This window comes from Nocardia sp. NPDC051030, assembly GCF_040683015.1.
In the GTDB taxonomy this organism is placed as follows: domain Bacteria; phylum Actinomycetota; class Actinomycetes; order Mycobacteriales; family Mycobacteriaceae; genus Nocardia.
In genome coordinates this window covers 80,217-91,220 of sequence record NZ_JBFBCD010000002.1, presented here as the reverse complement: position 1 = coordinate 91,220, position 11,004 = coordinate 80,217, and the positions used below count along the sequence as shown (strand labels likewise).

The window sequence follows — 11,004 nt, the reverse complement described above, 5'->3', positions numbered from 1 at the left end:
CTTGATGCGAGGAGGCTTTCGCGGTGGAGTGACCGGGAACACTGTCGGGGATGTGGAGGTTGCAGGTGTCATGGAGATCGCTCAGGGTGTCGAATTCGCTCGTGCTCATCACAAGTCGGTGCTGACGACCTTGCGCAAGGATGGGTTGCCGCAGCTGTCGAATGTGACGCACTGGGTCGGCGAGGATGGAATCATCCGGATCTCGATCACCGCGGATCGGGCGAAGTACTTCAACCTGCGCCGGGAACCTTGGGCTGCACTGCATGTGAGCAGTGAGGACTTCTGGTCATATGTGGTATTGGAGGGGAAGGCGGAGGTTTCGCCCGTGGCGGCGGACCCCGGTGATGCCACCGTGCAGGAGCTGGTCGCCTACTACCGCGCCGTCAGCGGCGAGCACCCGGATTGGGACGACTATCGCCGCGCCATGGTCGCCGACCGGCGCGCGGTCGTGCGGATCACCCCGACTCGGGCCTATGGCCTGACGCGCTGAGCAATTCGCCTGTAGCGGTTCAGATTTCGAAGTCCGAGGGGTCTCGGGGTGCGGGGCGGGCGGCTTGCCAGGCCCGTTCGAATTCGTCCTTGTCGATCTCGCATTCGGCGAGTTCGGGGTCGTATAGGTCGAAGGGTGGGTTGAACAGCCAGTCGTCGATGTCGGTGCGGACGGCGTCGCCGTCCTCGCGGACCTCGATTTGGCGCAGGCGGCGGCCGTCGGAGTCGAGTTCCACGAGGTAGTCGGAGGGTTCGAAATCTTCGTCGCCGTCCCACGGCTGGACCACGTAGACGATGCCGCGACCGGCCAGCGCACCGAATCCGGGGAGGTCGCGCTGGCCGTCGCGTTCGGCGCGCATGCCGTCCAGGCCGGGTGGCATGGTCGGGGCGTCGATATCGACTTCCTCGAGCGCCCATCCGGCGGCGGCCTCGAGGGCTTCCGGGGTGTCGAGTACCTCGCATTCGGCGAAGGTTTCGACGATCTCGCGGGCGGATCGCGCGCGAATCCACCAGGCCACCTGGCCCATCCCGTAGTCGTGGACGACGAGAAAGCGCGGCTTGTCCCCGTTCGTGTGGCTGGTCACGAATCGTGAGCCTAGGCAACCGATCCGGCCGGGGGTGGGAGGTGCCTCACGGCGCGGCGGGTTCCGGTTCGGGCAGCACCTCACCGGTCTCCAGCAGGGTCTTCAGGTTGGACAGGATGGCGGGCCAGCCCTCGCGAATACCGGCCAGCATGGCGCTGCCGGGGCCGAAACCATTGTGCAGGACGGTGAGTTTGACCGTTTCCCCGAACGGTTCGAGGTCGAAGGTCACCGTGGAGCGGGGCTCGGTGGACAGCTTCTCGAATTCGTCGGCGGCGAAGCCGAATTGGTCGGCGAAGGCCTTGTCGACGGTGTGCCAGGTGTAGGACAGCGTGCGGTACGGGTCGGCCGTCACGACCGTCTGTGCCGGATCCTTGCCGATCCAGCCCTGCTGCTCCCAGACCATGGTGGAGCCGGGCTTCCAGTCGGTGTCGAAGGTCGCGCCCCAGTATCGGCTGGTGAAGGCGGGGTCGGTCAGTGCCTGCCACAGCTTTTCGGGCGTGGTCTTGATGTAGGTGGTGTAGACGAATTCGTCGCTCATGGTCGCGCTCTCCAATGCTGATTTGAGGTCGGCGAGTGCGTGCACGCGCCCCTTGTCGTATCGATTGATCCAGCGATCGGTGATGGCATTGACGGGTTCGGCATTGAGATAGTGCAGTTTCTCCCGGCCGCGCCGCAGCGTGGTCACCAGATTGGCCGCTTCCAGCACGGCCAGGTGTTTGCTGACGGCTTGTCGGGACATCTCCAGGTCGGTGCACAGTTCTCGCAGCGTCTGACCATTCCGCTCGTTCAGGCTGTCGAGCAGCCGACGGCGGCTGGGGTCTGCCAGCGCCTTGAAAACCTCGTCCACCGGACTCCTCGTCCATCTGCCCTCACAATACGCAACCTCTTGGTTGCATGACCTACGATAGGCATCCATTTGGTTGCACGTCAAGGGCCCGTCTTGGCTCCACCACTCGACCCCGCGGATTCATGCCCGATAAGCGAAAGTCGCGTTCCTGCCCGGCAAACGGCAGGATGTCGAACGTGCTGCGCAGTTTCCAGGTGACTAATCACCGCTCCCTCGCCGAACCACAGGAGTTGCGGCTCACCCGCGGCAACGGTCCGGTCGCCACCCCGGTCACCGCCATCCACGGCGCCGCCGCCACCGGCAAGACCGGACTCATCGACGCCCTCGACCGGATGCGCGACGCCGTGCTGAACTCGGTCACCGGCTGGGACCCCTACTCCGGCCCGGTCCGCACCCCGCACCTCGGATTCGCGGACCGCCCTTCGGAATTCGTCGCGCACTTCGTCGCCGAGGGCTGCCCGTACACGTACGGCTTCAAGCTCGACAATGCCGATGTGAGCGCCGAATGGCTGCACTCGCATCCGCACAATCGCAAGCGCATCGTCTTCGAGCGCGCCGGTGACGATATTCGCATCGGCCCGCAATTCGAGGCCGCCCGTTACGGTCTGGGCGCGGTGGTGCCCCTGGTGCGCCCGAATGCGCTGCTGCTCAGCCTGTCCGGGCAGCTGTACGCCGAACCGCTGGTGCCCGCCTACCGCTGGTTTCAGTCGCTGCTGGAAGTGCAATGCGGGAAACCGGATCCGCAGGACATCGCCCAGCGCGTCGGCAGCCACATCTCCCGATCCACCGATCACGCGGTGCGCCTGCTCACCATGCTGCGCGCCGCCGACCTCGGCATCGCGGACCTGCTGCTGCCCGGCGACGACCCCATGTACGCCGACTACCTGCGTGACCTGGATGCCGATATCGCCTCCACCACAAAGGAAATCGAGACCTGCACCACCTCGGCGAGCTATGCCGAGGAGCTGTTCCTCGAGCACGGCGTCACCGTCACCCTGTTGCAGCGCGAACTCTCCAACCTCTACGCCGCCCGCGACGCGCTCTACTCGCGTATGGTCGCGCGCCGCGGCGTCGGACTGGGCCTGGTCCACGAGGGCATAGACACCGCCTTCGATATCGCCGACGAATCCAGCGCCACCCTGTCCATATTGCGCCTGCTCCCCCCGATGCTGGATGCCCTCGACACCGGCGGCGTCCTGGCCGTGGACGACATAGACGCCCACCTCACCCCCGAATCCGCCGACAGCCTCATCCAGCTGTTCCAGAACCCGGAAACCAACACCCACGGCGCACAGCTCATCTTCACCACCTCCGACCGCAACCTCATCGACCGGGGCAATGGCCGCTCCCAAGCCACACGCACCACCGTCTGGCAACTCCGCCGCACCGCCGCGGGCATCTCGGAGCTCACCGCCCGCTGACCCACCCCTCGAGCGGGCCGCGACCGCCCTATCCGCAATCCAGCGGCAACCACGTCGGCCCGCTCGGGCGAGACCCCGCCTAGCATGGGCGTCATGCTTATGCAGCTCGCCTTCGTCGTCTTGATCGCCGGTGCCCTGGTAGCGACCCTCTCGTACTACCGCCGCGCCCGATCCGGCGGCTCACCGCTGCCCCAAGCAGAATCCGGCACCCTCTACGTCACCGGTGTGAGCCCCCGCCCCGACGCCCCCGGCGAGCAATACGTCACCCTCACCGGCAGCATCTCCGGCCCCTCGGTGGTGGCCCACGAGGTCTACGGCCGCTTCGCCTGGGACACCAACCAATGGCCCTCCGCGGGCGACCAGATCCCCGTCGTCTACCCCGCGGGCAAACCCGACCGCTGGCAACTGGGCCACCCGGGAGCCCGCCCGTACTTCGGCTCCCGAGGACAGAACCCCACCAACTAGCCAGGGCCACAGAACAGCTCGCCCGAGCGCGACCACTCAGAAGTCGTCGTACAGACCGCGTTCCCGAGAGATGTCGGCCAACTCGTCGAGCGCCTGAGCGCGGTCGCGACGCTGCTGCCCAGGATGGCCCACGTCGACTTGCGGTGGACTGCTCGGTCCCTCAGCGGCGGACCGCTGCGATATTGCCGGTGCCGGGGTCGAGCGGGGCGGTCGGGCGGCCGAGTGGGGCGACCATATCGTTCCAGCTGTGGAATTCGGTGTTCCAGCCGATCGCCTCGAGCCATTCGGCCACATCATCACCGAGACCGCCTGCCGGTCGTGGGGGTTCGGCATCGCCGGAGACCAGGCGGCGGAGTTCCGGGTAGGGGCCGCTGGTGGTGTCCACAGCGAAGCGGCCCACGCCGAAACGGCTTCCCGGGGCGGATAATTCGGTGAGTGTGAGGACGACTCGGCGGTTCTCCTCGAGAGGGAGATATCCGAGCGAACCCTCGTCTACCCAGCAGGTCGGCTGGTCCGGGCGAAAGCCGTTGTTCACCAAGGTCTTTCCCCAGTCCTCGCGGAGATCCTGAGCGATCACCCGGCGGTGACAGGTCGGGTCCGCTCCAGCCCGCGCGAGGACCGGCTCTTTGAACGCGAACAGCTCCGGCAGGTCTATCTCGAAGATCCGAATGTCCCGCGGCAGGTCCATGCGGAAGGCACGGGTGTCCAAACCCGCACCCAGCAGGACGATTTGGCGGCAGCCGTGGTCGATCGCCTCCCGGAACCGATCGTCGACCAGGCGGACGCCGAGGGTGCGGCCCTCGTAGAACTGGTCGGCGAGCGTTTCCAGCCGCGCCCAGCGTTCGGCATCGAACCCGGCGCGCGCCGCCTCGACGAAGTTCTTCGCGAAGGGGTCGTCGTAGAGGCGATCCTCGCGGCGGGATTCACGTGCACGGATGACGGCGACCCCGATGGCGGTCATGGCCACGCCCGCGACCGGCACATTCGCTGCTGTTTCGGTCATTCGATCTCTCCCCAAATCGGAATTTAACTTGCCGCCCGGCTAGGTAATTCGGGCTGAAACAGACGCTAGGCTTCGGCTAGCCGGTCGTCAAGCAAAAGTTGGCCGGTCAACGAGCCGACCATTTCGAGCGACCTACAAGCAGTCGCTACGGCGAAAGGATCCGATGGACGGGCGTCGCAGCGATACGCGGGAGCGGATTCGGGCCGTGGCCATGGAGCTTTTCACTGAGCGCGGCTATGAGAAGACCTCGCTGCGGGAGATCGCCGAGCGGCTAGGGGTCACCAAAGCCGCGCTGTACTACCACTTCCGGACCAAGGAAGACATCGTGGCCAGCCTGTCGGAGGATCTGCGGCGCGGTATCGATGAGATCGTCGATTGGGCGGAGGCCACGCCGCCCGGGCGGGACCGCGCGCGGGAGATCGTCACCCGCTACGGTGTGCTGCTGCACGGGCTGGGCAAGGACATGATCCGGTTCTGGCACGAAAACCAGCCCGCGTTCCGGGATCTCGGCTTCGGGACGAGCCTGCGCTACCAGTTCCGGGTGCTGGCCGATCTGATGGCCGCACCCGACCCCACGCCCCTCACCGTCTTCCACGCCCGCCAAGCGCTGCTGGCGATCAGCTGGAGCCTGTCGATGATGGGCGACCTCGACCTCAGCGATGAGGAGAGCTCGGCAGCGGCCATCCGCATCGCCACCGATATCCTCGCGCGGATGTGACGGTCACTCGAAGTCGATGGACTCCGGCTCGTCCGCGTAGATGCGTGCGGTCTCCCCCGCCAGCTTCAACGCCTCCCGAGCCCAGGACAGCGGTGCGCCCGCGAGCCCGCAGGCCGGGGACACCAGCACCTGCTCGGCGAGCAGGCGGCGACGGAGACCGAGCCGATCGATCAGGCGCACACCGGGTTCGGCGACCTCACGCCAAGTGATCGGCTTGGCCGGAGCCGTCGTCGGCACCAAGCCGAGCGCCACATACTTGCCGTCGTCGATCAACTCGCCGATCCGGTCCAGATCCGGCGTCTTGATGGTCGCCATATCGAAACCGACAGCGGCGGCGGCACTCCGGCGCAGGAACCCGAGCGCGGGCGAGTCGGCGCAGGTATGCACCAGCACCGGCCCGGATTGCGCATTGATCACCGAGTCCAGAATGTGCAGCGCCTCAGGTTCCGGCATGGCCCGCACCGTGTTCATCACACTGACGCCACGCAGAGAACCTTCCAGCACCTGGGTGAGCAGCGGTTCGTCGAGCTGCACCAGCACCTCGGCCCCCAGTCGCTTCCCCACCTCGGCAACATGATTCGAGAGCCCTTCGGCCAGCGATTCCGAAAGATCGCGCACCGCACCGGGATCGGTGAGCACCCGATGCCCCATCGGCAGCTCCACCTCCGCTGCCAAACTCAACGGCCCGGCCACCTGCACCTTGACAACCCGCCCGGTCCCGGCGAATCCCGCCGTCTCCCAAGCCTCTTCGAGCGCATCAAGATCGGTCCGCAACAGATCATGTGCCCGCCGCGCCACCGCGCCCGGCCGCACCGCGAGCCGGTACCCGCGCGTGGTGCCGTCGAACCGCATATCCACGAGCAGCGCCGACACCCGCCCGATCATGTCCGCACCCACCCCGCGCCCTGGCAACTCCACCAGATGCGGCAACTCCCCGAGCTCCCCCACCACGGTCGCCGCGGCTTCCCGCGCATCGGTCCCGGGCCAGGACCCGACCCCCGTAGCGATACCACCGCGCAGCACGTTCGCCACGTCATTACCGTCGCTCATACGAGCCACTCCGCATCACTAGGCCTTCAAATACTGCACTTGCCAAAACAACTCGCCCCACGTAGGCCGAAACCGGCCGACCTGGCAGCAGTCCGTGAACCTGATTCCGCAGTGCGTGGAGTACCGGAAGACGGCGCGGGACACCGGGCGCGACCACCCGGCATGCCGGGCCGGGCGCTCAAAGCGCGCTGTCCGCGACCACTTCGCTTGCGTAGGAGTGGGTTTCACGCTCGGTGGCGGAGATGGTGCCGCTGCCGATGACCACATCGCCGCCCTCGATATCGGGGCGGTAGAGGACCACGGCCTGGCCGCGGGCCACGCCGGTGAGGGGTTCGCGCAGGCGCACCACGAGGCCGTCGCCGATGGCTTCGGCGACCGCGGGGGCGGTGCCGCCGTGGGCGCGGACCTGGGCGATGCACTCGATCGGGCCGTCCGGGGTGACGCCGGAGGTCCAGATGGCGCGGTCGGCGAGGACCGTCCACACCTCGAGATCCTTGGCGGAGCCGACGCGGACGACACCGGATTCCGGGTCGATATCGGTGACGTAGCGGGGCTTGCCGTCGGCGGCCGGGCCGGCGAGGCCGAGACCCTTGCGCTGGCCGATGGTGAACCCGTGCACGCCTTCGTGATCGGCGAGCTTGGTGCCGTCGGAATCCAGCACCGCGCCGGGGCGGATGCCGATCTTCGCGCCGAGGAAGGCCTGGGTGTTCCCCGAGGGGATGAAGCAGATGTCGTGGCTGTCGGGCTTGTTCGCCACGGCCAGCCCGCGCTCGGCGGCCTCTTCGCGAATCTGCGGCTTCGGGGTGTCGCCGACCGGGAACATGGCGCGCCCGAGCTGGTCGGAGGTCAGCACCGCGAGCACATAGGACTGATCCTTGTCCTCGTCCACGGCGCGGCGCAGCACACCGTCCTCGAGGCGGGCGTAATGCCCGGTGACGACGGCGTCGAAGCCGAGCGCCACGGCACGATCGGCCAGCGCCGAGAACTTGATCTTCTCGTTGCAGCGCAGGCACGGGTTCGGCGTCTCACCGGCGGCGTACGCGGCGACGAAGTCGTCGATCACGTCTTCCTTGAACCGGTCCGCGAAATCCCAGACGTAGAACGGGATTCCGAGCACGTCGGCGGCGCGGCGCGCATCACCGGCGTCCTCCTTGGAGCAGCAGCCGCGCGATCCGGTGCGCAGCGTGCCCGGCGAGGCGGACAGGGCCAGGTGCACGCCGACCACCTCGTGGCCGGCGTCCACGGCGCGGGCGGCCGCCACCGCGGAATCCACACCACCACTCATCGCGGCAAGTACTCGCATCTAGAAGCCTCCCTTCGCTCCGGCCATTCCGGCCGCCTTCGCCCGCTCCACGACCTGCGGCAGCACCGCCAGCAGGGCATCGATATCGGCGTCGGTCGAGTTGTGTCCCAAGGTGAATCGCAGCGACCCGCGCGCCAGCGCCGGTTCCACACCCATGGCGAGCAGCACATGGCTGGGTCCGGCGACACCGGCATTGCAGGCCGATCCGGTCGAGCATTCGATCCCGGCGGCATCGAGCAGCATGAGCAGTGAATCGCCCTCGCAGCCGGGGAACGTGAAGTGGGCATTGCCCGGCAGCCTGCGCTCGCCGGTCGCCCCATTGAGGACCGCTTCGGGCACTTGCGCCCGTACCCCGGCAATGAGCCGGTCCCGCAGTCGCTCCAATTCGATTGTGCGCATAGCCATTCCGGCGACCGTCTCACGAATGGCCGCGGCCAGTCCGGCCGCACCCGGCACATCGGAGGTGCCCGAGCGCAGATCCCGCTCATGCCCGCCACCGTGCAGCAGCGGCACCGCCGTCACCTGCCGCCCGAGCAGCAGCACGCCGACACCATGCGGCCCGCCGACCTTATGCCCAGCGAAACTCGCCGCGGCCAAACGACTCCGAGCGAAGTCGATGGGCAACTGAGCCGCCGCCTGCACCGCATCGCTATGCATGGGAATGTCGAATTCCTGTGCCACCGCAGCCAGTTCGGCAATCGGCTGCACGGTCCCGACCTCATTGTTCGCCCACATGACACTCACCAGCGCGGTGTCATCGGCATGCGCGGCGAGAGCCTCACGTAGTGTCCGCGGCGACACAATGCCGTCCGCATCACACTCCAGCCAGGTCACCTGCGCGCCCTCGTGCTGCTCCAGCCACTCGACCGTATCCAGCACAGCATGATGCTCGACAGCGCTCACCAGAATCCGGGTGCGCGTGGGCTCAGCGTCCCGCCGCGCCCAGTAGATCCCCTTGACGGCCAGATTGTCGCTCTCGGTCCCACCCGAGGTGAAGATCACCTCCGAAGGCCGCGCCCCCAGCCCCGCCGCAATAGACTCCCGAGCCTCTTCCAACAGCCGCCGAGCCGCCCGCCCCGACCCATGCAGCGAGGAAGCATTCCCCGCCATCCCCAGGACAGCAGTCATCGCCTCGATAGCGACCGGGAACATGGGTGTAGTGGCCGCGTGATCGAGGTAGACCGTCTGGGCACCGACCGGACCCGGGAAAGCCGACTTCATGACCGATAAAGCCTATCCCATCCCTGACCTGCGCAACCTTGGGGTATCACCCTGCCGTCTACGAGATCTCTACGATTCTGCACACGATCCCCGCAACCGCCCGATCGATGCCAGGTATTCCCTGGGCCCTGTTCTGGCACGTCGCACACAGCCATAAGGTTCACCGAGCCCCCGGCCGTGACCGTCAGCCCCCTCTCCCCCCAGCGGGCCCCACACGCCGCCTGGCCTCAGAGTCGGCAGGCGTCAGTCCGGACAAGTCACCCACGATTGCCCCGGATCCTCCGTGAGCGCTCCAGGTTCTGCCGACGCTCGTTGAAAATCCGAGGTCGCCTCGTCAGTACCTAGCTGCCCGGGAATCACGCGATCGAGCGGAGGCAGCACATGGACGCTACTTGATCTTCGATCGTCCCGCGCTGGCTGGATCAGCATGGACAGTATGGTCCAGTTGGCTCGATCATCGGAGCGGCGAGGAGGCTCGAACGTGAAAGCGGAGTTGAAGGCCGTCGACAGTCCGGACACCGTGCTTCATCCGGGAGCCCAGCAGAATCGGGACGTTATTGCGATCCGATTCCTGGCGGGGCCACAAGGGATGGCGGGTGAAGAGTCTTTTGACCTGTTGGTATGCACTCCGCAGTGGATTGCTGACCAGGTGAACCTGACGGGGCTGCTTGTCGGCCGCCACAAGATCATCGTCAACCGAATAGATCTAGATACCGTTACCCAGTACTTGAGGGGATACATAGCGGGGCTTGATGAACCGACATGGCCGGAGCTCGCCGCCAAACTTGGTCGAATCGGTATGTGGGAGTTCGAGGATTATCGCGAACGCGGCTGAATCAGCAGGCAATACAGGATGTTGCCGCTTTGGACCCGTAACCTCTGCTGGGTACACAACACGCTCACCGAGCACGCCCGTTGCCTATACGGCGACGAGTTCCACCCGACTACGGAATGCGCCGAAGAGCACGACGAACGAACGTTCTTCAATGAACTGACCTTCGCCGATGCGGATGCGATTCTGGCTATGCTGCGCGAGTTGTCGCCGAACATCGCCGATGGGTTCCTGCCGGTATGGATCCGGAACCTGGCTTACCGGTTGGCGGTACTCCAACGCCCCGACGATCCTGCCGTCCTGCGCGAGGCAGCGGACAGTCTGTACATGTTCGGACCCGAGTGGGACGGCATTGCGGCCGATCTTCGCCGACGGGCGAAAGACCTCGAGAAGAACTGACTTATCCCGCACTGCTGCGGATCAGCCGCTGAGCCGAGTAGCGGACAGCTGGTCTTCACGGCAGGGTCACTCCTGGTGTCGTACCTGATAAAAGGTGATTGCCAGGCCGTTCTCGCCCTCAATCCCATTATCAACCTCCACTACGAAAGTGGACTCCGGATAGTCGAATCTGAGGCGCTGTTGCCAGAAGAACCGCAGCACTCGCCCAAATTCCTGAAGAACCTCACCATCGTCGACCGCAGACGTCCTGGACTGGAGGAAGAACTCCTGCAGTGACCACGCATTGACCCAGCGTTCGATCGCGGACCTGTCGCCGTCGAAGCGATCCAGCAAGCCATCCAACGACTGGGTGAAGAACTCGGCGACGAAGACACAGCCCCCCGCCTCCACCAATCTCGGCCAATAAACGGCACCAACTGACAGAGTCTCCTCGATTCCACAAGTGTTAGCCGCGTGGTTCATCAAGGTGGAACCTCGCCGATGCGGAAACCGGTCAAGAACCTGCTCGTTAACCGAGCCTCCGACGACTTTCACCGACTCTTCCATGTTCGGTCCGGACCTCCATCGATCGTCGGTAACAGTCTGGCGGGGCAGGTTCGAGAGATCAGTTCTTCCGAAGACCACGGTATCGGGCACGTCCCCGAACGACGGTCACTTGTCTGCGAGTTATCA

The 11,004-nt window shown here is 66.0% G+C and carries 13 protein-coding genes; 6 read left to right on the top strand and 7 right to left on the bottom strand.

Features of this window, described 5'->3' with window-relative positions:
* Positions 1–70 precede the first annotated feature (70 nt).
* The gene (locus AB0N05_RS04915; protein WP_364687694.1) at positions 71–490 is read left to right on the top strand and encodes a PPOX class F420-dependent oxidoreductase; all 420 of its coding nucleotides are present in this window, start codon (positions 71–73) and stop codon (positions 488–490) included.
* A 19-nt stretch (positions 491–509) separates the two neighbouring features.
* On the opposite strand, the gene AB0N05_RS04910 is transcribed toward AB0N05_RS04915, so the two are convergent.
* Together AB0N05_RS04910 and AB0N05_RS04905 are read right to left on the bottom strand one after the other, a co-directional pair.
* Positions 510–1,073 (bottom strand): hypothetical protein, encoded by a 564-nt coding sequence (locus AB0N05_RS04910; protein WP_364687692.1) that lies wholly within the window; start codon positions 1,071–1,073, stop codon positions 510–512.
* A 46-nt stretch (positions 1,074–1,119) separates the two neighbouring features.
* On the bottom strand, positions 1,120–1,920 hold the full coding sequence (locus tag AB0N05_RS04905; protein ID WP_364687690.1) for a metalloregulator ArsR/SmtB family transcription factor: 801 nt from the start codon (positions 1,918–1,920) through the stop codon (positions 1,120–1,122).
* 167 nt (positions 1,921–2,087) lie between these two features.
* Between AB0N05_RS04905 and AB0N05_RS04900 the strand changes: the two genes are divergently transcribed.
* Both AB0N05_RS04900 and AB0N05_RS04895 read left to right on the top strand, forming a co-directional pair.
* Positions 2,088–3,341: an ATP-binding protein gene (locus tag AB0N05_RS04900; RefSeq protein ID WP_364687688.1), complete on the top strand. Its 1,254-nt coding sequence runs from the start codon at positions 2,088–2,090 to the stop codon at positions 3,339–3,341.
* A 93-nt stretch (positions 3,342–3,434) separates the two neighbouring features.
* Entirely contained in the window at positions 3,435–3,806 is a 372-nt protein-coding gene (locus AB0N05_RS04895; protein ID WP_364687686.1) for a hypothetical protein, read from the top strand.
* A 160-nt stretch (positions 3,807–3,966) separates the two neighbouring features.
* Here the strand turns inward: AB0N05_RS04895 and AB0N05_RS04890 are convergent, their stop codons facing one another.
* The gene (locus AB0N05_RS04890) at positions 3,967–4,809 is read right to left on the bottom strand and encodes an SAM-dependent methyltransferase (RefSeq protein ID WP_364687684.1); all 843 of its coding nucleotides are present in this window, start codon (positions 4,807–4,809) and stop codon (positions 3,967–3,969) included.
* 163 nt (positions 4,810–4,972) lie between these two features.
* Here AB0N05_RS04890 and AB0N05_RS04885 point away from each other — a divergent pair, with 163 nt between their 5' ends.
* Positions 4,973–5,527, top strand: coding sequence for a helix-turn-helix domain-containing protein (locus tag AB0N05_RS04885; protein WP_364687681.1), 555 nt, complete (start codon positions 4,973–4,975; stop codon positions 5,525–5,527).
* Between the two features lie 3 nt (positions 5,528–5,530).
* On the opposite strand, the gene AB0N05_RS04880 is transcribed toward AB0N05_RS04885, so the two are convergent.
* The 3 genes from AB0N05_RS04880 to AB0N05_RS04870 all read right to left on the bottom strand — a co-directional run bounded on the left by AB0N05_RS04880 (position 5,531) and on the right by AB0N05_RS04870 (position 9,101).
* Positions 5,531–6,577 carry a methionine synthase gene (locus AB0N05_RS04880; RefSeq protein ID WP_364687679.1) on the bottom strand — a complete coding sequence of 349 codons (1,047 nt, stop codon included), beginning with the start codon at positions 6,575–6,577 and terminating at the stop codon, positions 5,531–5,533.
* A 178-nt stretch (positions 6,578–6,755) separates the two neighbouring features.
* Positions 6,756–7,880 carry a tRNA 2-thiouridine(34) synthase MnmA gene (gene mnmA, locus AB0N05_RS04875; protein ID WP_364687677.1) on the bottom strand — a complete coding sequence of 375 codons (1,125 nt, stop codon included), beginning with the start codon at positions 7,878–7,880 and terminating at the stop codon, positions 6,756–6,758.
* On the bottom strand, positions 7,881–9,101 hold the full coding sequence (locus tag AB0N05_RS04870; protein WP_364687675.1) for a cysteine desulfurase family protein: 1,221 nt from the start codon (positions 9,099–9,101) through the stop codon (positions 7,881–7,883).
* Positions 9,102–9,582: 481 nt separating this feature from the next.
* On the opposite strand from AB0N05_RS04870, the gene AB0N05_RS04865 reads away from it, so the two are divergent.
* Together AB0N05_RS04865 and AB0N05_RS04860 are read left to right on the top strand one after the other, a co-directional pair.
* Complete coding sequence (locus AB0N05_RS04865; protein WP_364687673.1) at positions 9,583–9,936, top strand: Imm8 family immunity protein; 354 nt, start codon at positions 9,583–9,585, stop codon at positions 9,934–9,936.
* Between the two features lie 18 nt (positions 9,937–9,954).
* A complete protein-coding gene (locus AB0N05_RS04860; protein WP_364687671.1) occupies positions 9,955–10,332 on the top strand; it encodes a hypothetical protein in 378 nt (125 codons plus the stop codon).
* Between the two features lie 66 nt (positions 10,333–10,398).
* Here the strand turns inward: AB0N05_RS04860 and AB0N05_RS04855 are convergent, their stop codons facing one another.
* Complete coding sequence (locus tag AB0N05_RS04855) at positions 10,399–10,878, bottom strand: hypothetical protein (protein ID WP_364687669.1); 480 nt, start codon at positions 10,876–10,878, stop codon at positions 10,399–10,401.
* Between the last annotated feature and the right edge of the window lie 126 nt (positions 10,879–11,004).

Excerpts from the sequence above, each read along its gene's own strand:
- mnmA (WP_364687677.1), bottom strand. The coding sequence starts at position 7,880 with ATGCGAGTACTTGCCGCGATGAGTGGTGGTGTGGATTCCGCGGTGGCG.
- AB0N05_RS04855 (WP_364687669.1), bottom strand. The coding sequence starts at position 10,878 with ATGGAAGAGTCGGTGAAAGTCGTCGGAGGCTCGGTTAACGAGCAGGTT.
- AB0N05_RS04880 (WP_364687679.1), bottom strand. The coding sequence starts at position 6,577 with ATGAGCGACGGTAATGACGTGGCGAACGTGCTGCGCGGTGGTATCGCT.
- AB0N05_RS04890 (WP_364687684.1), bottom strand. The coding sequence starts at position 4,809 with ATGACCGAAACAGCAGCGAATGTGCCGGTCGCGGGCGTGGCCATGACC.
- AB0N05_RS04860 (WP_364687671.1), top strand. The coding sequence starts at position 9,955 with ATGTTGCCGCTTTGGACCCGTAACCTCTGCTGGGTACACAACACGCTC.
- AB0N05_RS04915 (WP_364687694.1), top strand. The coding sequence starts at position 71 with ATGGAGATCGCTCAGGGTGTCGAATTCGCTCGTGCTCATCACAAGTCG.
- AB0N05_RS04885 (WP_364687681.1), top strand. The coding sequence starts at position 4,973 with ATGGACGGGCGTCGCAGCGATACGCGGGAGCGGATTCGGGCCGTGGCC.
- AB0N05_RS04900 (WP_364687688.1), top strand. The coding sequence starts at position 2,088 with ATGTCGAACGTGCTGCGCAGTTTCCAGGTGACTAATCACCGCTCCCTC.
- AB0N05_RS04870 (WP_364687675.1), bottom strand. The coding sequence starts at position 9,101 with ATGAAGTCGGCTTTCCCGGGTCCGGTCGGTGCCCAGACGGTCTACCTC.
- AB0N05_RS04895 (WP_364687686.1), top strand. The coding sequence starts at position 3,435 with ATGCTTATGCAGCTCGCCTTCGTCGTCTTGATCGCCGGTGCCCTGGTA.